The 18428-nt window shown below is 68.2% G+C and carries 16 protein-coding genes; 8 read left to right on the top strand and 8 right to left on the bottom strand.

The genetic code is table 11. The features are described from left to right. Nucleotides 1-38: 38 nt before the first annotated feature. The 4 genes from OHA88_RS07365 to OHA88_RS07350 are packed head-to-tail and all read right to left on the bottom strand — an operon-like array spanning nucleotide 39 to nucleotide 4459. Entirely contained in the window at nucleotides 39-962 is a 924-nt protein-coding gene (locus tag OHA88_RS07365) for a carbohydrate ABC transporter permease (RefSeq protein WP_328624755.1), read from the bottom strand. Continuing rightward, nucleotides 959-1939 (bottom strand): carbohydrate ABC transporter permease, encoded by a 981-nt coding sequence (locus OHA88_RS07360; protein ID WP_328624754.1) that lies wholly within the window; start codon nucleotides 1937-1939, stop codon nucleotides 959-961. The genes OHA88_RS07365 and OHA88_RS07360 overlap by 4 nt, the downstream gene beginning before the upstream one ends. A gap of 21 nt (nucleotides 1940-1960) precedes the next feature. Next, nucleotides 1961-3274, bottom strand: coding sequence for an ABC transporter substrate-binding protein (locus tag OHA88_RS07355; RefSeq protein ID WP_030980033.1), 1314 nt, complete (start codon nucleotides 3272-3274; stop codon nucleotides 1961-1963). 9 nt (nucleotides 3275-3283) lie between these two features. Beyond that, nucleotides 3284-4459 (bottom strand): ROK family transcriptional regulator, encoded by a 1176-nt coding sequence (locus OHA88_RS07350; protein ID WP_328624753.1) that lies wholly within the window; start codon nucleotides 4457-4459, stop codon nucleotides 3284-3286. A gap of 178 nt (nucleotides 4460-4637) precedes the next feature. Here OHA88_RS07350 and OHA88_RS07345 point away from each other — a divergent pair, with 178 nt between their 5' ends. Then, nucleotides 4638-6764: an alpha-galactosidase gene (locus OHA88_RS07345; RefSeq protein WP_328624752.1), complete on the top strand. Its 2127-nt coding sequence runs from the start codon at nucleotides 4638-4640 to the stop codon at nucleotides 6762-6764. Nucleotides 6765-6872: 108 nt separating this feature from the next. On the opposite strand, the gene OHA88_RS07340 is transcribed toward OHA88_RS07345, so the two are convergent. Together OHA88_RS07340 and OHA88_RS07335 are read right to left on the bottom strand one after the other, a co-directional pair. Beyond that, nucleotides 6873-7664 carry a cache domain-containing protein gene (locus OHA88_RS07340; RefSeq protein ID WP_328624751.1) on the bottom strand — a complete coding sequence of 264 codons (792 nt, stop codon included), beginning with the start codon at nucleotides 7662-7664 and terminating at the stop codon, nucleotides 6873-6875. Continuing rightward, nucleotides 7618-8436 (bottom strand): FadR/GntR family transcriptional regulator, encoded by an 819-nt coding sequence (locus OHA88_RS07335; RefSeq protein WP_328624750.1) that lies wholly within the window; start codon nucleotides 8434-8436, stop codon nucleotides 7618-7620. Before OHA88_RS07335 ends, OHA88_RS07340 begins: the two co-directional genes overlap by 47 nt. Before the next feature lie 112 nt (nucleotides 8437-8548). On the opposite strand from OHA88_RS07335, the gene OHA88_RS07330 reads away from it, so the two are divergent. From OHA88_RS07330 to OHA88_RS07315, 4 genes are read left to right on the top strand one after another with little or no spacing between them, the layout of a single operon-like run. Further along, nucleotides 8549-9586 (top strand): ABC transporter ATP-binding protein, encoded by a 1038-nt coding sequence (locus OHA88_RS07330; RefSeq protein ID WP_328624749.1) that lies wholly within the window; start codon nucleotides 8549-8551, stop codon nucleotides 9584-9586. A gap of 53 nt (nucleotides 9587-9639) precedes the next feature. Continuing rightward, the gene (locus OHA88_RS07325) at nucleotides 9640-10842 is read left to right on the top strand and encodes an ABC transporter substrate-binding protein (RefSeq protein WP_328624748.1); all 1203 of its coding nucleotides are present in this window, start codon (nucleotides 9640-9642) and stop codon (nucleotides 10840-10842) included. Between the two features lie 13 nt (nucleotides 10843-10855). Further along, on the top strand, nucleotides 10856-11740 hold the full coding sequence (locus OHA88_RS07320) for an ABC transporter permease (protein ID WP_328624747.1): 885 nt from the start codon (nucleotides 10856-10858) through the stop codon (nucleotides 11738-11740). Between the two features lie 43 nt (nucleotides 11741-11783). Then, complete coding sequence (locus OHA88_RS07315; protein ID WP_326607367.1) at nucleotides 11784-12599, top strand: ABC transporter permease; 816 nt, start codon at nucleotides 11784-11786, stop codon at nucleotides 12597-12599. A 68-nt stretch (nucleotides 12600-12667) separates the two neighbouring features. Here the strand turns inward: OHA88_RS07315 and OHA88_RS07310 are convergent, their stop codons facing one another. Both OHA88_RS07310 and OHA88_RS07305 read right to left on the bottom strand, forming a co-directional pair. Further along, complete coding sequence (locus OHA88_RS07310; protein WP_328624746.1) at nucleotides 12668-13939, bottom strand: alpha-L-fucosidase; 1272 nt, start codon at nucleotides 13937-13939, stop codon at nucleotides 12668-12670. Beyond that, nucleotides 13936-14916, bottom strand: a complete 981-nt coding sequence (locus tag OHA88_RS07305; protein ID WP_443044355.1) for a hydroxyacid dehydrogenase — start codon at nucleotides 14914-14916, stop codon at nucleotides 13936-13938. The genes OHA88_RS07310 and OHA88_RS07305 overlap by 4 nt, the downstream gene beginning before the upstream one ends. Before the next feature lie 189 nt (nucleotides 14917-15105). Here OHA88_RS07305 and OHA88_RS07300 point away from each other — a divergent pair, with 189 nt between their 5' ends. The 3 genes from OHA88_RS07300 to OHA88_RS07290 all read left to right on the top strand — a co-directional run bounded on the left by OHA88_RS07300 (nucleotide 15106) and on the right by OHA88_RS07290 (nucleotide 18399). Then, complete coding sequence (locus OHA88_RS07300) at nucleotides 15106-16272, top strand: substrate-binding domain-containing protein (RefSeq protein ID WP_328624744.1); 1167 nt, start codon at nucleotides 15106-15108, stop codon at nucleotides 16270-16272. A gap of 226 nt (nucleotides 16273-16498) precedes the next feature. Next, a complete protein-coding gene (locus OHA88_RS07295; RefSeq protein ID WP_328624743.1) occupies nucleotides 16499-17485 on the top strand; it encodes an ABC transporter permease in 987 nt (328 codons plus the stop codon). Beyond that, nucleotides 17485-18399, top strand: coding sequence for a carbohydrate ABC transporter permease (locus OHA88_RS07290; protein ID WP_328624742.1), 915 nt, complete (start codon nucleotides 17485-17487; stop codon nucleotides 18397-18399). The genes OHA88_RS07295 and OHA88_RS07290 overlap by 1 nt, the downstream gene beginning before the upstream one ends. Nucleotides 18400-18428 lie beyond the last annotated feature (29 nt).

The raw sequence follows: 18428 nt of genomic DNA, 5'->3' as shown, positions 1-18428 counted from the left end.
AGTGCAGTGCAGGGCTGCGCAGCGCGGGACAGGGTTCGCTACTTGCCCGAACCGAGGGTGAGCCCGCTGATGAACTGGCGCTGGAGCGCGAAGTACACGAGCAGCGTCGGGATCGCGGTCATCAGTGCGCCGGCCGCGATGAGGTTGGGATTGGTGAAGTACTGGCCCTGGAGGTTGGCGAGTGCCGAGGTGATCGGGCGTTTGTCGCCGGTCTCGATCAGGGCGAGCGACCAGAAGAAGTCGTTGTAGATCCAGATCGATTCGAGGGTGGCGAGCGCCGCGAACGCGGGACGGCACAGCGGCAGCACGATCTGGAAGAACTGGCGCCACACCGGGGCGCCGTCCACCAGCGCCGCCTCCGTGATCTCCTTCGGGATCGTCCGCATGTAGTTGCTGAGGACGAAGGTGCAGAAGCCGCACTGGTAGGCGATGTGGATGACGATGATGCCCCACACCGAGTTGTAGAGCAGGAACGAGTCGCTCATCCAGCCGGGCAGCGGGATCAGCAGGTAGAGCCGGTACAGCGGAGTGATCAGCACCTGGGCGGGGAGCAGGTTGCCCGCGGTGAAGAGCATCAGCAGGACGACGTTCCAGCGGAAGTCGAACCGGGAGACGAAGAAGGCCACCGCGGCGGAGAAGAGCAGCGTGCCGAGGACCGCCGGAACCGTGATCAGGACGGAGTTCCAGAAGAAGTGCGGCATCCCCGACTGGCGCCAGGCGGTGCCGAAGTTCTCGAAACCGAGACTGTGCGGCAGGGAGAGATAGCCGTGCCTGCTGGTGTCCGAGTAGGGCCGCAGCGAGGTGTACACCGCCCACAGCAGCGGAACGAGCCACAGGAAGGCGATCCCGCCGAGCAGCACATGCCGTCCGGTCTGTCGCCTCGGGCGCGAGGGGCCCGCGTCCGGGAGCGGCGTGCGGCGGGTGCGCGGGCCGGCCGCCGGCGGTGTGACGGTCGCGGTCACTGGTCCTCCTTGCGGAAGGTCTGGGCAAGGAAGGTCCCGATGGCGAGCAGCGAGACGATGAGCAGGACGACCGCGAGTGCGGAGCCGTAACCGATGTGGCTGGACTCACCGATGATGTTGTCGGTGATCAGGAGCGACAGGAGCTCCATGCCGGGCTTGCTGCCGACACCGCCGCCGAGCACATAGACGATGTCGAACGCCCGCAGCGATTCCATGACGGTGACGACGAGAATGATGATGTTGACCGGCTTCAGTGCCGGGAAGACCACCCTCAGGAACGTCTGGCGTCCATTGGCGCCGTCGAGCGAGGCCGCTTCCTTCAGCGCGGGGTCGAATCCCTTCAGACCGGCCAGATAGAGGATCATGATGTAGCCGGTGTGCCGCCAGGCCGAAGCGATGAGGACGGCCCACAGATTGAGGTCCGGATCGCCCAGCCAGTCGATGTGGTGGCCGGGTGCCGCCCCGTTCAGGACGCCGTTGAGAAGTCCGTTGTCGGGGTTGTAGATGATCTCCCAGATGAAGCCGACCACGGCGAGCGAGAGCACCATGGGCAGGAAGATCGCAGTCTGGTAGAAGCGGGTGAACCTGATCTTCCGGTCGAGCTGGTACGCGAGGAAGATGCCGAACGGGGTGGGCAGCAGCGCCGTGAACAGCAGCCAGACGACGTTGTGCTGGACCGCGGGCCAGAACGGCGGGTAATTGGTGAAGATCTCCAGGTAGTTGTCCAGGCCGACCCATCGGATGTCACTCGGTTCGATGCCGTCCCAGCTGGTGAAGGACAGTCCGATGGAGGCCAGCGCCGGCAGCCAGACGAAGACCAGCAGGGCGAGCAGCGGAATACCGACGATGACCGTGAGGAAGAGGCGGTCACCGCGGCCGAGCCGCAGCGGCCGTGGGCGGGCACGCGGGGCGTCGGGGCGCGCCGGTGCGGGCGCCCGGGGAGGGGCGGCGGGAGGCGCCGAGCCTACGGAGGACATGGTGAACCTTCCCGGTCCGGATCAGGCCGTGAAGAAGCGCGAGCGCTGGGACTCGATCTTCTTCAGCAGGGCCGAGCCGTCGTCGGGGTGGCCCAGCCACTGAGCCAGGCCCGGCAGTACGACGGTGGAGACGAAGCCCGGGTCGCTGTCGCGGTCGCCGAACTGCGTGATGTGCTTCGCCGAGGCGATGAGTTCCGCGGACTTCTTCTGCAGGGCGTTGTACGAGCCGGTGTCCGCAGCGGAGTGGACGGCGACATTGCTCGGGTCGGCCCCCATGTACAGGTTCTCCGCCTGGGCGCTGCCGAGGAATTCGAGGAGGCGGGCCGCGCCCTTCTCGTTCTTCGGCTTGCGGCTGAGCATGAACCCGTCGGTGGGTGCCTCGACCGTGTCCTGGCCGTGGGCTGCGTCGATCTCCGGGAAGGCGAAGAAGTCGATGTCCGCGCGCAGCTTCTCGTCCGTGATCTGCTGTCCCAGGAACAGCCCGATGACCGCCATGCCGGACTTCTTGTCGAGCAGTGACTGAGCGGCGTCCTGCCATGAGCGGCCGCCCGCCCCCTGCTGGTAGTAGGGGCTGAGTTCACGCCACAGGTCCAGGGTCCGGCTCGTACGGCGGTCGGTCCAGGAGACCTCTCCCCGCATGAGCGACATGTGGAAGTCGTATCCGTTGGCCCGCAGATTCAGGTAGTCGAAGGCGCCGAGGATGGACCAGCTGTCGCCCCCGCCGTATCCGGAGGCGATCGGCGACAGGCCGTCCTTCTTCATCTGCTTGGCCAGTGCGGTGAATTCGCTCCAGGTGCGGGGCGGTTCGTACCCGCGCTCCTTGAACACGCTCTTGCGGTAGAAGACGGCCCACGGGTAGTTGTACAGCGGGACGAAGTAGTACTTGCCGTCCTCTCCCTTGGAGAGCTGCTTCGCGGCGTCGCTGAAGCCGGAACCTATGGTGTCCCAGACGTCGTCGAGCGGTCGGGCGAGCCCCTTCTTGGCGAAGTACTGCATGCGGTAGCCCGCGAACCAGGTGAAGACGTCGTCCGGTGTGCCCTGGAGATAGGTGGAGATGCTCTTCTGGAACGTGTCATGGTCGACGGTGTTCGTCTTGACCTTGAGACCGCTGTCCTTGGTGAAGGCACTGGTCACCGCCGCGTAGGCGGACTTGGGTGTGGCATCGGCTCCGTTCGATCCGAAGGTGACCGTCTTCGGGTCGGCCGAAGGACCGCCGCCGCAGGCCGTCAGCAGCGGCGCGGCCAGTGCGGCGGCGCCGACTCCGAGCGTGCCCCGGACCACCGTGCGGCGGCTGGGATCGGTGACGGGCGACAAGATGCGGCTCTGCATCGTCATTACTGCTCCTCATACGTGTTCTGTACCGATGAAGGACTGGATCGCGGTCGCCGCGGCCCCGCGCGCCCATTCCTCGAAGGGCAGCGGACGTGTCATCACGTCGCACTGGGCGGCGGTACCGAAGGCGGCGGCGGCGAAGGTGTCGCGGATCTGCTCGGCGAACAGGTCGTACGCCGCCAGGCCCTCGCCCGAGATGATCACCCGCTGGGGTCCGAGGACATTGACGACGGCCCCGATGGCCCGTCCGATGGCCTCCCCGGCCCGTGCGTACACCTCCCGGGCCCCGGGATCGCCACGGTGCGCGAGTTCAAGGGCCTGCGCGGAGTCGGTGACCGACAGTCCGGTCACCTCGCCGACCCGACGGATGATGGCGGCGTCACCGGCGATGGCCTCCACGCACCCGGTGTTGCCGCAGTGGCACGGCGGTCCCTGCGGGTCGATGGACAGATGCCCGATCTCGCCGGCCACGCCGTGCGCACCGGAGACCACCCGGCCGTGCACCACAAGACCGCAGCCGATGCCCGCACCGACGGTCACCAGAGCGAAGTCCGGCACTCCCACCCCGGCCCCGAACCACTGCTCGGCCACCGTCAGGGCCCGGACATCGTTGTCGACGGTGACGGGCAGACCCGTCACAGCCTGCGCCAGCTCGGCGAGCGGCACGTCGCGCCAGTCCAGGAACGGTGAGTAGCGGACCACTCCGGCGGCGCGGTCCACATCTCCGGACACCGCCAGACCCACGCCGCTCACCCGCACCCCGAACCCGTCGGCCTCCGTGAGGAGTTCCTGCACGAGCGCGGCGGTCGAGGCGAGCACGGCTCCGGGATCACGGGCGGTGATCCGGACGTGCCGGGCGACCCGGATGCGGCAGCACAGGTCGGTCAGGACCGCGATGATCTCGTCCCCGGTGACCTTGACCCCGATGAACAGTGCGCGGCCACCGTCCACCCGTACGAGGTTGGCGGGCCGCCCGAGAGACGGCGGTGCTTCCTCGTCCACGCCCTCGACGAGATAGCCGGCCGCCATCAGGGGCCGTACGGCCTTGGTGACCGCGGCCGGTGAGAGATCGGTCCGCCGGCCGATCTCGGCCCGGGTGAGCGGGCCGTGGGACAGCGTGGTGGTGAAGACCAGAGAAGCGGCCGGCGTCGGAACCGGGACTGCCTCGGGACGGGGCGACGAGTGCATGGCCGAAACGTAGAGGGTGTTCTTTTCTGCTGTCAATAAAAGAAACAGGCTCTTTCGAAATCTCAACTCAGCGTGGAAGAAGCATGCAAATCCCATACTGGCCCGGGGGGTTGACAGCTGATCAAAGGCACAGTTGGCTGCCGACTGCCTTCGTGGTGCAACCTGAACGTGAGGATCAATGTCTGTGATCGCCTTCGCCGCCGACACCGGGGTCTGGCTGCTCTCCACCCCGCGCACCTCGTACGCGCTACGGATCGATGCGACAGGAGCGCCCTGCCACCTTGCGTGGGGACCCGCGCTGGCGCTTGAGGAGGTCCAGGAGTTCGTCACTGAGCCGGCACCCCCGGCCAGCAGCTTCGAGGGACGGCCGTCCGTCGGTGACGAACTGCCCGTCGACGGTGGACCGCGGTACGGACCGCCCTCGCTGCAGGTGCGCTTCGCCGACGGCACCCGCGCCTTCGAATGGCAGGCCACCGGGCACCGGGTCCACGAGCCGGCGCCGGGCTCGGCCGAGCTGGTCCTGGACTTCCGCGACCGCCTCCACCCCCTTCGGGTGGCACTCCACTACCGGGTCCACGACGACAGCGACGTCATCGAACGCTGGACCGTGCTGCGCAACGACGGCGACGCCCCCGTCGCACTCCAGCGTGCGGACTCCGCCGCTTGGACCCTGCCGCTCCGGGACGACTACCGGCTGAGCCACGTCACCGGCCAGTGGTCGGCCGAGACCCAACTTCGCCGGGACCTGCTGCCGTTCGGCGAAACAGTCCTCACCAGCAGACGAGGTATCACCAGTCACCACGCGAACCCCTGGGTGATGCTCGACGCGGGCGACGCGACCGAGAACCACGGCCAGGTGTGGAGCGCGGCGCTGGCCTGGAGCGGCAGCTGGCGCATCACCGTGCAGCGCACCCCCGACGGCCGTGCGGGCTTCACCGCCGGCGCCGGCCACGAGGGCCCGTCCCTCCCGCTCGGCCCCGGTGAGGAGTACACCACCCCGGTCCACGCCGGCCTCTACTGCGAGGGCGGCTTCGGCGCGGCGAGCCGTGCCTGGCACGCGTACACCCTCGCCCATGTACTGCCGCACCCCCAGGAGATCCAGCCGGTCCTCTACAACTCCTGGGAGGCGACCGGCTTCGACGTCGACGAAGCGGGCCAGAAGGCGCTGGCCGCCCGGGCGGCGGCGCTCGGCGTGGAGCTCTACGTCATGGACGACGGATGGTTCGGGGGGCGCCGCAGCGAAGAGGCCGGACTCGGTGACTGGACGCCGACCCCGGACCGCTTTCCCCGAGGGCTGACGCCCCTGGTCGAGGAGGTGCACCGGCTCGGTATGCGCTTCGGCCTATGGGTGGAGCCGGAGATGGTCAGCCCGGACAGCGACCTCTACCGCAAGCACCCGGACTGGGTGCTTCACTTCCCCCACCGCGCCCGTACCGAGCTGCGCAACCAGCTGGTCCTCAACCTCGCCCGTCACGACGTCGCCGAGTGGGCGTACGGATGGCTCACCCGGCTGGTCGGCGACCACGGTATCGACTTCCTGAAGTGGGACATGAACCGCGCGTTCAGCGAAGCCGGCTGGCCGGACAGGGCGGACGGGGCCGACGAGGTGTGGACGACGTACGTCCACCACCTCTACGACGTCATCGACCGGCTCCGCGCCGATCACCCCAACCTCCGGATCGAGGCGTGCTCCGGCGGCGGAGGGCGGGTGGACCTGGGCATACTGTCCCGCACCGATCAGGCATGGCCCTCGGACAACACCGACGCCGCGGACCGCGTCACCATCCAGCACGGATACAGCCAGCTCTACCCGGCACGGACCATGGCCGCCTGGGTGACCGATGTGCCCAACCAGCTCACCGGCCGTTCCGTCCCCCTGCGCTTCCGCTTCCATGTGGCGATGGCCGGCGTCCTGGGCATCGGCGGAGACCTCTCCCGGTGGTCCGACGCCGAACTGGCCGAGGGCGCCGGCCTGCTCGCCGAGTACAAGCGGGTACGCCACCTCGTACAGCACGGCGCACAGCACCGGTTGCGAGCCCCGGTCGACGATGGACCGGCCGCGACGCAGTACGTCGCCGCCGACGGCGGCGAGACACTCCTGCTCGTCTGGCAGCGGGCATCATCACCACATGGCAGGCCGTCACGCCCGCTCCGGCCGGCCGGCCTCGACCCCGCCGCCCGCTACCGTGACGCCCGCACCGGCGCGGTGCACTCCGCGACCGTGCTCCGGGAGTACGGGATACAGCCCGAGCTGCCGCCCGGCGACTGGGCGAGCGCGGCGGTGCACCTGATCCGGGTTCCCTGACGGCTCAGCGGCGGGGGAGGGGCGGGCCGGTGACCGCCCATGCGACTGCGGCATCAGTCGACCGCACCCGTCGCAGATGCAGCCCCGCAACGAGGCGGGCGGCCTGCCTCATGCCGGGGGCGCCGTCGTCATCAGGATCAGGGGGACGCCGTGGCACGGGCGCAACTGCAGTCCGCCGTGGTCGGCGCCGTCGGCCGAGCCGGCCAGTACCGCCGCGAAGTCCGGGCCCTTGGTGAGTGATCCGACCAGGTGGCGGGGGTCGGTGGAGGCGGCGACCCGGCCGCGCGCGTTGACCAGGCGGGCGGGTCCCGGCAGGCGTTGGAGCAGAGGCATGACGACCGCTTCGAAGCGCCGCAGGTAGACGTCGGCGGCGGCCACTCCCATGAAGCGTCCCCCGATCGCGACCGGTGAGGAAAGGGTGAGGCTGTACTCGTCGGAGCAGAGGTAGTCGACGTACGGCCCCGCGACCGCCCGCTGTCCGGTGTCGCGCGGCAGGGTGAACCAGTCCCAGTGGGTGTAGTCGGAGTACGCCGAGTGCTCCGGGTCCAGGTCGAGCAGCAGTGGATGCACGGCACCGTCCACGGTGGTCTGCCACCACTCGAGCCACGCCGGTACGTCGTCGAGCAGTCCTGGCGCCGCCACGAAGCCGATCCCCGAGACCAGTTCGTACTGGGCGAGGCAGGCGTGCAGGCCGGGGCGGAGTGCGGCCAGATCGGCCGAGACCGGTCGACGGCCGTCCGCGACGGCCGAAGCCAGCACCGCTTCCGTGTCCGTGGCGGTCCTGCCCACAGCGTCGAAGACTCCTTCGAGCGCGTCTCGGACGCGGGCGGCCGCGTCGGCGACGGCCGGCTCGTCAAGTACTGCCGATCCGGCGCTTGCGAGACGGGGACTGCTGCCCATCGGGGCCCTCCTTCGGACGGGGACCGCGCGCACCGTCGGCCGAGCCGAGGCGGAGTTCGATCAGGCGCGCCATGGAGGCCTGCACGCATTGTTCGGCCAGGGCCCTGGCACGGTCATCCGCCCCATCATGCACGGCTGAGATTACGGCGCGGTGACGATCCGCTGTGTCCTCGAGGTGCCCGTCCTCGCAGAGTACGAGGCGCAGAAGTGCCCCCACTTCGGTCTGGAGAGTGACCTCTTCCCTGGTCAGCCGGGCGGACTGGGCGGCCGCGGCCAGCTCGACATGGAAGCGCCCGAAGATGCGGCTGCGCGCCCCCGAGTCCTTGGCTTCCACCAACTCTCCCAGAGATCTCTGCAGTTGCTGCAGATCCTCGGGCTCGGTGCGCTGGGCCGCGAGCCGCGCGGCGGCACCCGAGACGGCTGCCCAGTGGTCGGCGAGATCGCGGAGTTCCTCGGTGCTCCAGTCGGAGAGGCGGGCGAGCAGCCGGTCCTCCGCAGGACCGTCGGGCACGGTGACGAAGCTGCCTCCGCCACGGCCCCTGCGGGTGGTGACCAGGCCCCTTTGCCGCAGTGCCATCAGCGCTTCCCGAAGGGTCACGGTGGAGACGCCGAGCTGGGCGGCGAGGTCGGACTCGCCGGGCAGCTGCTCGCCGTCGGCGAGCAGGCCGAGGTCGATGGCATCACCGAGCCGCCGCACGACGGCATCCACGCGGGCCAGGGTGTCGACGGGCGTGAAGACGACTCTGCGGGCGCCGGGTCTGTCTCGATTCACGATCACCACCTTGCCAGTTGACCCAGCTTTTACCTTAGCGGGGCCTTGAAATTAGAACTATGACTTCATATGTTTACGGTCAACTCCCGACAGCACCAGAAAGGTTCCCCCCATGGAGGGAATGGCCATCCGGTTGCAGAACCTGCGTAAGTCCTTCGGCCGGACAGAGGCTGTGGCCGGAGTCGACCTGGAGATCGCGGACGGCGAGTTCTTCTCCATGCTGGGGCCGTCCGGCTCCGGCAAGACCACAGTGCTCCGGATGATCGCCGGCTTCGAGGCTCCCACCAGCGGAACCATCGAGCTTGCAGGCTCCGACGTCACCCGTCTGGCACCCTTCGAGCGCGATGTGCACACCGTCTTCCAGGACTACGCGCTCTTCCCGCACATGACCCTGGAGCAGAACGTCGCCTACGGCCTCAAGGTCCGCAAGGTGCCCAAGGCCGAGCGTCTGAAGCAGGCCAGGGAGGCTCTGGCGAGCGTGCGTCTCGCGGACTTCGGGACGCGTCGCCCGTCCCAGCTCTCCGGAGGCCAGCGCCAGCGCGTGGCGCTGGCCCGTGCCCTGGTCGGCCGTCCGAAGGTGCTGCTGCTCGACGAGCCGCTGGGCGCCCTCGACCTCAAGCTGCGCGAGCAGATGCAGGTCGAGCTCACGGCGATCCAGCGCGAGGTCGGCATCACCTTCGTCTTCGTCACGCACGACCAGGAGGAAGCGCTGACAATGAGCGACCGGATCGCGGTCTTCAATCAGGGCCGCGTCGAACAGATCGGGACCCCGGCCCAGATATACGAACGTCCCGCCACCCCGTTCGTCGCGGGCTTCGTCGGTACGTCGAACCTGCTGACCGACGACGCCGCGGAGCAGGTCGTGGGCGACCGGGGAACGTACAGCATCCGGCCGGAGAAGATCCGCGTGCTCAAGGAATCCGCCATCGCCGACGAGCCGCAGCACTCCAGTGCCACCGGCACCGTGGCGGAGGTCGTCTACCTGGGGGACGCCACCCGCTTCCTGGTGGACCTCGACGCAGGCGGCAGGCTCACCGCCCTCCAGCAGAACCTGGAGACCTCCTCCGAGGACGTCGCCGCCTTCCGTGGCTCCCGGGTCACGCTCCAGTGGCACCGACGGCACAACTTCCAGGTCCCTGAGGCCCGGTGAGCGCACACACCCGCACGACCCGTCCCCACCCCAACCCTCCCGTGGAGAACCCTGTGCGTCTGAACCGAACGTCCCGAGCAGCGGCCGCGCTCGGCGCCCTGCTCCTCGCCACCGCCTGCGGTTCCTCGAACACCGCTGCCACGTCGCCCGGCGGCAGCGACTTCACCCCGCCCAAGCTCACCGCGCAGAAGACCCTCGGCAAGACGGAGGGCCAGGTGAACCTGATCGCGTGGGCCGGCTACGCCGAGGACGGCTCCAACGACCCGAAGGTCGACTGGGTCACCGACTTCGAGAAGCAGACCGGCTGTCAGGTCAACACCAAGACCGCGGGCACGTCCGACGAGATGGTCAGCCTGATGAAGACCGGTCAGTACGACGCGGTCTCCGCCTCCGGCGACGCGGCGCTGCGACTGATCGCCTCCGGCGACGCCGCGCCCGTCAACACCGAGTTGGTGCCCAACTACAAGGACGTCTTCTCCGGGCTGAAGGACCAGCAGTGGAACTCGGTCAAGGGTGTCTCGTACGGCATCCCGCACGGCCGCGGCGCCAATTTGCTGATGTACAACACGAAGAAGGTCTCCCCGGCGCCCGACTCCTGGTCCGCGGTCTTCGACAAGTCCTCGGCATACAAGGGGAAGGTCACGGCGTACGACTCGCCGATCTACATCGCGGACGCCGCCCTGTACCTGATGAAGACCGAGCCGTCCCTCGGCATCAAGGACCCGTACGCCCTGGACCAGAAGCAGTTCGACGCCGCCGTCGACCTGCTCAAGGAGCAGAACGCCAACGTCGGTGAGTACTGGAGCGACTATCTGAAGGAGGTCTCCGCCTTCAAGAGCGGCGACTCGGTGGTCGGCACCAGCTGGCAGGTGATCCTGAACACCGCCCAGGCCGAGAAGGTCCCGGTCAAGGCCGTCCTCCCCAAGGAGGGCGCCACCGGCTGGTCGGACACATGGATGATCTCCGCCAAGGCCAAGCACCCCAACTGCGCCTACAGCTGGATGAATTGGATCATCTCGCCGAAGGTGAACGCCCAGGTCGCCGAGTACTTCGGTGAGGCCCCGTCCAACGAGAAGGCCTGCACGCTGACCGCGGACAAGAACCACTGCACCACCTACCACGCTGCCGACGAGTCGTACTGGAAGGACGTTCACTTCTGGACCACGCCCATCGCGCAGTGCGTGGACGGACGTACGGACACCAAGTGTGTGCCGTACGCCAAGTGGGTCCAGGCCTGGACCGAGATCAAGGGCTGAGGGTTACCTGTCCATGACCACCACCGTGCCTGCCGCCGGACCCGTCCGGCGGCTCGCCGGGACCCTGCACCGCCGCCCCCGGCTGCAGCTGTCCCTGCTGCTCTCCGCACCACTGGCCTGGCTCGCCCTGGCCTACCTCGGCTCGCTCACCGTGCTGTTCCTCTCCGCGTTCTGGACCACGGACTCCTTCACCTCCGACGTGGTGAAGATCTGGAACACGGACAACTTCACCGCACTGTTCACCACCGGCGTCTACCGTCAGGTCGCCCTGCGCAGCATCGGCGTCGCCCTCGCGGTCACCGCGCTGTGTGTACTGATCGCCTTCCCGATCGCCTTCTACACAGCCCGCATCGCCAACCCCAGGCGGCGACCGCTCCTCGTCGTGGCGATCCTCACTCCGCTGTGGGCCAGCTACCTGGTCAAGGCGTATGCCTGGCGACTCATCCTCGCCCAGGGCGGTCTGCTCGACTGGGCGCTGAAACCACTGGGACTCGAGGGGCCCGGCTACGGCCTGACCGCGACCGTCCTGGTGCTGACCTACCTGTGGCTGCCGTACATGATCCTGCCGATCCACGCCGGACTCGAGCAGCTCCCGGCCAGCCTCCTCGACGCCTCCGCCGACCTCGGCGCCCGCACCGGCCGGACCTTCCGCTCCGTCGTGCTGCCGATGATCCTGCCGTCCATCGCAGCCGGCTCGGTCTTCACCTTCTCGCTCAGTCTCGGCGACTACATCGCCGTACAGATCGTCGGCGGAAAGACGCAGCTCATCGGCAACCTCATCTACTCCAACATCACCCTGGACCTGCCGCTGGCCGCCGCACTCGGCACCGTGCCCGTCGTGATCATCGTGTTCTATCTGCTCGCGGTGCGCCGTACCGGAGCCCTCAGCAGTCTCTGACCCCTCTCCTTCACCCCCGTATCACGCACAGCGAAGGCCCCCGATGAATCTCTCCCGCCCCGCGCGCGTCACACTGCGCATCGCCGCCGGGCTCGGCTTCGCGGTGATCTACGTCCCGCTGCTCCTGGTCCTCATCAACTCCCTCAACCCGGACCGCAGTTCGGGCTGGCCGCCACCGGGCCTCACCTTCGACTGGTGGGTTGCCGCCTGGCACAGTTCGGGCGCCCGCGACGCGCTGTGGACCTCGGTCAGGGCCGGGCTCGGGGCGACCGCGATCGCCCTGGTCCTCGGCACACTCATCGCCTTCGCCTGCCAGCGCTACAAGTTCTTCGGACGCGAGGCCATCTCCTTCGTGGTCGTCCTGCCGATCGCACTGCCGGGCATCGTCACCGGTGTCGCGCTCAACACCGCCTTCCGTACGGTCCTCGAACCGCTGGGAGTGGGCCTCGGAATGTTCACGGTGGTCGTCGGCCACGCCACCTTCTGCATCGTGGTCGTCTTCAACAACGTGATCGCCCGGCTGCGCCGGATGCCAGGGTCGTACGAAGAGGCCGCCATGGACCTCGGGGCCCACACCTTCCGTACGTTCGTCGACATCACCTTCCCGCTGGTGCGCTCCGCGCTGGTGGCGGGCGGACTCCTCGCCTTCGCCCTGTCCTTCGACGAGATCGTCGTGACGACCTTCACCGCCGGGCCCGGCGTCCAGACCCTTCCCGTCTGGATCTTCTCCAACATGGCCCGCCCCCAACAGGCCCCGGTCGTCAACGTCGTCGCCGCCGTCCTTGTCCTGTTGTCCGTCATACCGATCTATCTCGCGCAACGGCTGTCGTCCGACACCGCCTCCGGCAGCCGCATCTGACAGGAACGAAGCCCGTACCCTAGGGACCACTGACGTACGTCGGGCGGCCGGTCGGGAAGCAGGCCGGCTCAGCCCTCGCCCTGACCGCGGTAGAGATCGAGTTCGCCGTCGAGTTCGAGGGCGAGCACGGTGGCGTAGGGATCACAGGTGGCGGGTGTGTAGATGCGGACCACGCCCGGCACACCGCGACTGGCGAAGCCGCCGACGACCCGGTGGTCCAGCCGCTCGCCGGTGCCGAGCACGGAGATGTTCTTGACGGTGTTGCGCAGGCCGCGGAGCTCGACGAACGCACGGGGCGCGTCGAAGCAGACGAGGAAGAGCGTGCGGCGGTCCTTGGAGAGCATCGAAGGACCGTAGTGATGTCCGTAGGGAAGGCCGGCTTCGGTGGGGTACACGGCCTCGCTGTTGCGGCGGATCCACCGGCCGAGACCCTCGAGCCGCCGGGCGTGGTCCGCGCGGATCCTGCCGTCCTCCGCCGGGCCGGTGTTGAGCAGCAGATTGCCGCCGTGGCCGATGGTCTCGGTGAAGACTCTCACCAGCTCGCGCACCGACTTGTGGTTGACGTCCTGGGGCTGGTACCCCCACATGTCGCCGATGGTGTAGCAGAGTTCCCAGTGCCCGTCCGGGCGCTGGATGGGGACGCCCAGCTCCGCGGTGGCGTAGTCGCCGTGGCCGAGCATGCGGCCGTTGAGTACGGTCCGGGGGCTCAGCCGGAGGATCTCCTCGCGGAGTTCCTTCATCCGCCACTGCCGCTCGTCGCGCTCCCAGGCACCGTCGAACCACAGCAGGTCGGGCCGGTATCCCTCGATCAGCTCGCGGATCTGCCCGCGGTGCACGGTCTCCAGGTAGCGCTCCCAGCGCTCGGGGTCCTCCTGGCCGGGCGCCGGCATCGCGCGGCGGTTGTCGACCCACGGCCTGTGCAGCTGCGCGGGCCGGACGCTGGGGTAGTCGGGATGGCTCCAGTCGTTGTGCGAGAAGTAGAGGCCGACGCGCAGACTCCGGCGGCGCAGCGCTTCGGCGAAGGGGCCGACCAGATCCCGGGCCGCCGGACTGCGCCGAACGACCGACAGATCCGTCTGCCGGGTGTCCCACAGCGCGACGCCATCGTGGTGCTTGGTCGTCAGTACGGCGTACCTGGCGCCGGCGCCGGCAAAGAGCTTCGCCCAGTCGTCCGGGTCGTAGCTCGATGCGGTGAAGCCTCCCAACTGCTCCATGTACTCCTCGTGGGAGATGTCCCCGCCGAAGAACGACCAGGACTCCGCGACACCCCGGACCGCGTAGATCCCCCAGTGGACGAAGATCCCGAGCTTGGCCTCGGGAAACCACGGTTGCATGGTCACGCCGTGCGCCCCAACTCGTCGCGGAGCACGGGGTGGGCGAACGGCAGCCCGGCCGCGTACCGGGCGATCTCGTCGACCGCCGAGTCGGCCATCCGCTGCACCTCGTTGCCGAAGGAGCCGGCGAAGTGCGGGGTGAGCAGCACATTGGGGAGTTCGTACAGAGGGGATCCCGTGGGCGGCACCTCGGGCTCGGTGACATCGAGCACGGCGTACAGCCGGCCCGAAACCAGCTCCTCGGTGAGCGCGTCCTGTTCGACGAGCGAACCGCGCGCGGTGTTGATGAGTGTCGCGCCGTCCCGCATCAGACCGAGCCGATGGCGGTCGATCATGTGGCGGGTCTCAGGTATCTCGGGGGCGTGCACGCTGACCACGTCGGAGCTCTCGCAGAGCTCGTCGAGCCCGACGGGGCGGATTCCGAGGGCAGCGGCATCGGTCCTGCTCAGATGCGGATCGTGGACGATGACCTCCAGGTCGTACGGGCGCAACAGCTCGATCACCCGTCGGCCGATGCGCGAGGCGCCGATGATGCCGACGGTCCTGCGGTAGTTCCCGACGTCGAGGAAGGCGGCGCGCCAGTCGTGTTCCCCACGGATCCGGCGATAGGCCTCGCGCACCTCCAGCAGGCGCTTGTTGGAGAGCAACACCGCGGCCACGGTGAACTCGGCGACGGGCAGCGCATTGGCCGCCGCCGCCGAGGAGACAAGTAATCCGCGCTCCCAGCACGCCTCGGTGACATGTGACTTGACCGTGCCGGCCGCGTGGACGACAGCCCGCAGCCGGGGCGCCGCGGTCAGCACGTAATCGTCGACGGGAGGGCAGCCCCAGAAGGTCAACAGCACCTCGGTGTCGCGCAGGGCCGCGAGCGCGTCGGCCCGCGAGAAGTCGTCGACGATGAGCTCGCGGTCCACCTCCGCCGTCTGCGCGAGCCTGCGGAGCGTGCGTGGACTGAGAAGCGTGGTGGTCACGGTGGGGTCCATCGCCAGCAGGGTTCGGGGCCGGCGGTGCGGCTGCGGACCCGGGAGAGGCGACTCGTGGGAGTCCGTGGTCTGGACGGTCATGCGCCGACCCTAAGGATCGTCGTTTCGATCGTCAAGATCGAATGATCGAAGAAGCGAAAATGAATCAGATCGATCGTCGTGATCGCCGGAGTAGTCTGAGCTGTACGAATGACGTCCCTACCAGCGTGGGAGCCCGGTGTGCGGTACTCGGTCGACGAACGCCATGAGCGGATCCTTGAACTGGTCCGCCGGCACGGCAGCCTGCGGGTCACCGACCTTGCGCACCATCTGGGGATGTCCACGGTCACCCTTCGCCGCGATGTGGAAGCTCTGTCCACCGCCGGGCGGCTGGACCGGACGCGGGGCGCGGTCTCCTGGCCCGGCGCATCGGCTGCCGCGTCCGTGCAGGGACCGCAGCTGATCCCGGAAGCGGGCCCGTCGGACCTGGCCGACGGCGCAGGTGTCACCCTTGGCCTGGTGGTTCCGCAATCCCAGTACTACTTCGGAGAGATCATTCGAGGTGTGCGGGAGGAGGTCCAGTCGGCCGGCGGCCGGCTCGTGCTCGGCTTCTCGGGCTATATCCCAGGTCAGGACGAGGAGCAGGCGCGCAGGTTGCTGGACTCGGGCATCGACGGGCTGCTGCTGACTCCGGGCTGGATGCGGGACGGCTCCGAGGAGGACGCCTCTGACCTCGACTTCGGCGTTCCGACCGTCATGCTCGAACGCCGTGCGGCCGCGGGAACGCAGGCCGCCGAGTTCGACTTCGTCTGCTCGGACCACTACGCGGGAGTCGGGCTTGCGGTGCGTCACCTCGTCTCGCTCGGGCACCGCGACATCGCGCTGTTGGCCGGCGGCAGCGCGACGGGAGTGCAGGTGCGGGCCGGGTACGAGGCGGCGCTGCGGTCTGCCGGGATCGCCGGGCCGCCGATCGACCCCATCGATCTGTACGCGGGCGAACTCGACACGGGCCGCCTCGAGCAGGCGGCGAAGAGGTTGGTCAAGGCTGTCGACGCAGGGAGGGTGAGCGCGGCAGTCGTGCTCAGCGACACGGATGCCATCCTCCTGCTGCAGATCCTGCGCGGCCTCGAGCCGCAGCTCCGGATACCGCAGGACCTGGCGATCATTGCGTACGACGACGACGTGGCGGCCCTCTCCGATCTCCCGCTGACGGCGGTCGCACCGCCGAAGTACGAGGTCGGCCGAGAGGCCGTGCAGCTGCTGCTCCGGCGTGTGCGGGAGTGTCGGCAGGGGCAGCGGGCGGGTACGAAACGGCACTTGGCCCTGCTGCCCGAGCTTCGTGTACGGCAGTCCTGTGGCGCCGAGGTGAAGAGCTAGTTGATTCGATCGTAATGATCGAAGGATCGAAACTTCGATCCTGACCCCTTGACTGCGATCGGAACGCTCGCCAGTATTCGGAACGTCGCCGGAACGTCGGCGATATGTGGAGCGCGCGGCGAGCCGCTCCTCTGCTCCCGCATCCTTCACGCGCCATGCCCCTTGGGCCGACGTGTGTCTCGAATCGGGCGCAGGGCACGCCGGACGCCATGGAGAGGGGAGCTGCATGTCGGTCGCAGTCAAGGAACCGGAGGCGCGCCGGCGAACACCGGTCGTCATCGGCCGGCCCGGGAAGGAGAGCCCGCGCACCGCCGTTCTCCGGTCCCGGATACGCAGGGACCGCACGCTACTGCTGCTGATGGCGCCGGGTGTCCTCTTCTTCCTGGTCTTCCAGTACCTGGCGCTCTTCGGGAACGTGATCGCGTTCAAGGAATACATGCCGTTCCTGGGAGTGAAGGACAGCCCGTGGGTGGGCTTCGCGAACTTCCAGGCTCTGTTCGGTGAGCCGGCGTTCTGGCAGGCCGCGCTGAACACGGTGGTCATCTCGCTGGCGCAGCTCGTTTTTTACTTCCCCGTTCCGCTGGCGCTGGCTCTGCTGCTCCACAGCCTGATCCAGGGACGGGTGCGGAAATTCGTCCAGAGCGTGGTGTATCTGCCGCACTTCATCTCGTGGGTCATCGTGGTCGCCCTCTTCCAGCAGGTGCTGGGGGCGGACGGCGTCCTGAACGGTGTGCTGGGCGGATCCGACGGTCACTTGGTCGACGTCATCGGCAATCCTGACTTGTTCAAGCCCTTGATGGTGCTCGAGCTGATCTGGAAGGAGTGCGGCTGGGGCACCATCATCTTCCTTGCCGCGCTGGCCCAGGTCGACGGCGGTCTGTACGAGGCCGCGGCCCTGGACGGGGCGGGCCCGTGGCGAAGGTTCTGGCACGTGACGCTCCCGGGGCTGCGCGCCGTGATCTTCCTGCTGCTGATCCTGCGCCTCGGCGACATCCTCTCGGTCGGCTTCGAGCAGATCCTGCTGCAGCGCGACGCCTTCGGGCCCGACGTGTCCGAGGTCATCGACACCTATGTCTTCTACCACGGCATCCGCGACCAGAACTGGGGGGTGGCGGCTGCCGCCGCCCTGTTCAAGGGCGTGATCGGCGCCTGCCTCGTCTTCACCGCGAACAAGATCGCCCACCGGATGGGCGAGCAGGGGGTGTACCGCTGATGAGTGCTGCTGTTCCGGAGCCCGCCGAGCGTCCAGCCTGGATGGAGAAGCCGAAGCCGTTCACGCAGGGGGCCAAAGGTCTTGCCCTGGTCGTCACCGTCCTGGTGGTGCTGGTCCCGTTCTGGGTTGTGATCGCGACCAGCTTCGCCCCCGACCATCAGGTGATCGCCAACGGCGGCTATGCGGTGTGGCCGGACGAATGGACCTTCAGGGCGTACGAACTGGTCTTCTCCGGTGGACAGATCCCGCGGGCGCTCGCAGTCTCCGGCCTGGTCACCGTGGTCGGCACGGCGTTCAGTCTGGCGTGCACCGTGATGCTGGCGTACGCCCTGGCCCGGCCCGGCGTCGTCGGCGGCAAGCCGGTGATGCTGATGATCCTGTTCACCTTTCTCTTCCCGGCCGGAATGATCCCGAGCTTCCTCGTGGTCAACGGCATGGGTCTGCGCAACACCTACTGGGCTCTGTTTCTCCCCGTCCTGATCAGCGCGTTCAACCTGGTGGTGATGCGCGGCTTCTTCCAGGGCATCCCTGCCGAGCTGTTCGAGTCGGCCAAGATCGATGGCGCCGGTGAGCTGCGGACCCTGCTGACGATTGTCCTGCCGCTGTCCAAGGCGGTCGTCGCGGTGGTCGGGCTGTTCTACGCGGTGGGCTACTGGAACGACTTCTTCCGGGCGATCCTGTACACCGACCAGTCGACGATGTGGCCGCTCCAGACCTGGATGCGCACCTACGTCGTGCAGAGCCAGAACAGCCTGATCCAGGTGAGCGGCGGCGTGAACGAGCAAATCCAGTTCGCCCCGCAGACGGTGAACATGGCTGTGGTGGTGCTGGCCACCGTCCCGATCCTGTGCGTCTACCCCTTCATCCAGCGCTACTTCACCAAGGGCGTCCTGACCGGCGCCGTCAAGAGCTGACTGTCGCTCGCTCGCCCATCAGCCGTTGA

Origin of the sequence: Streptomyces sp. NBC_00353 (genome assembly GCF_036108815.1) — a bacterium.
In the GTDB taxonomy this organism is placed as follows: Bacteria; Actinomycetota; Actinomycetes; order Streptomycetales; family Streptomycetaceae; genus Streptomyces.
This window is presented reverse-complemented; position numbering and strand designations above follow the sequence as displayed.

Excerpts from the sequence above, each read along its gene's own strand:
- OHA88_RS07290 (WP_328624742.1), top strand. The coding sequence starts at position 17,485 with ATGAGTGCTGCTGTTCCGGAGCCCGCCGAGCGTCCAGCCTGGATGGAG.
- OHA88_RS07305 (WP_443044355.1), bottom strand. The coding sequence starts at position 14,916 with ATGGACCCCACCGTGACCACCACGCTTCTCAGTCCACGCACGCTCCGC.
- OHA88_RS07340 (WP_328624751.1), bottom strand. The coding sequence starts at position 7,664 with ATGGGCAGCAGTCCCCGTCTCGCAAGCGCCGGATCGGCAGTACTTGAC.
- OHA88_RS07320 (WP_328624747.1), top strand. The coding sequence starts at position 10,856 with ATGACCACCACCGTGCCTGCCGCCGGACCCGTCCGGCGGCTCGCCGGG.
- OHA88_RS07300 (WP_328624744.1), top strand. The coding sequence starts at position 15,106 with ATGACGTCCCTACCAGCGTGGGAGCCCGGTGTGCGGTACTCGGTCGAC.
- OHA88_RS07360 (WP_328624754.1), bottom strand. The coding sequence starts at position 1,939 with ATGTCCTCCGTAGGCTCGGCGCCTCCCGCCGCCCCTCCCCGGGCGCCC.
- OHA88_RS07350 (WP_328624753.1), bottom strand. The coding sequence starts at position 4,459 with ATGCACTCGTCGCCCCGTCCCGAGGCAGTCCCGGTTCCGACGCCGGCC.
- OHA88_RS07355 (WP_030980033.1), bottom strand. The coding sequence starts at position 3,274 with ATGACGATGCAGAGCCGCATCTTGTCGCCCGTCACCGATCCCAGCCGC.
- OHA88_RS07295 (WP_328624743.1), top strand. The coding sequence starts at position 16,499 with ATGTCGGTCGCAGTCAAGGAACCGGAGGCGCGCCGGCGAACACCGGTC.
- OHA88_RS07345 (WP_328624752.1), top strand. The coding sequence starts at position 4,638 with ATGTCTGTGATCGCCTTCGCCGCCGACACCGGGGTCTGGCTGCTCTCC.
- OHA88_RS07330 (WP_328624749.1), top strand. The coding sequence starts at position 8,549 with ATGGAGGGAATGGCCATCCGGTTGCAGAACCTGCGTAAGTCCTTCGGC.
- OHA88_RS07315 (WP_326607367.1), top strand. The coding sequence starts at position 11,784 with ATGAATCTCTCCCGCCCCGCGCGCGTCACACTGCGCATCGCCGCCGGG.